The 565-nt window shown below is 76.3% G+C and carries 1 protein-coding gene; it reads right to left on the bottom strand.

Annotated elements, in window-relative coordinates; all coding sequences use genetic code 11:
- On the bottom strand, positions 1-565 hold a 565-nt coding region (locus tag BN4575_RS22710), incomplete at both ends, for a serine/threonine-protein kinase (protein ID WP_141689899.1).

Here is a 565-nt window from a genome sequence, read left to right as displayed (position 1 = left end):
CGAGGTGGGCGCAAGGCGGGGCGTGCCGGGCGCGAGCGCGAGGATGACCCTGACGAGGCGCCGCTCGCGGCGGGTCAGGCCGGGGGCCGAGGCGGGCGCGCCCGAGGGGGACCCGGCGACGAGCGCGGCGAGGGCGCGCAGCTCCTCGATGGCCGCCCGCGCGTCGGGGCGCTGGTCGGCCTGCTTGGCGAGCAGCCGCGCCACGAAGGCGTCGAGCTCCGGGCGCAGCTCGGGCGCGAGCGAGCTCGCCCGCGGCGGCTCCTCGAAGACGACCCGGGCCAGCATGGCCAGCGGGTGCGCCGCGGCGAAGGGCGGCCGGCCGGTCAGGCAGGCGAACAGGACGCACCCGAGCGAGTAGATGTCGGCGCGCGCGTCGACCTCGCCCTCGCCGATCACCTGCTCCGGGGCCATGTACGACACGGTCCCGAGCGTCGCGCCCGTCCGCGTCCGCATCGCGGTCTTCACGCCGTCGCGCATGCGCGCGACGCCGAAATCGAGCACCTTCAGGCGCCCGGTCGTCTCGACGAAGAGGTTGTCGAGCTTGATGTCGCGGTGGATGATCCCC

It is taken from the genome of Aeromonas sp. EERV15 (genome assembly GCF_900079845.1).
In the GTDB taxonomy this organism is placed as follows: domain Bacteria; phylum Pseudomonadota; class Gammaproteobacteria; order Enterobacterales; family Aeromonadaceae; genus Aeromonas; species Aeromonas sobria.
The sequence above is the reverse complement of the archived record's forward strand: the minus strand, read 5'-3'. Positions and strand labels throughout refer to the sequence as shown.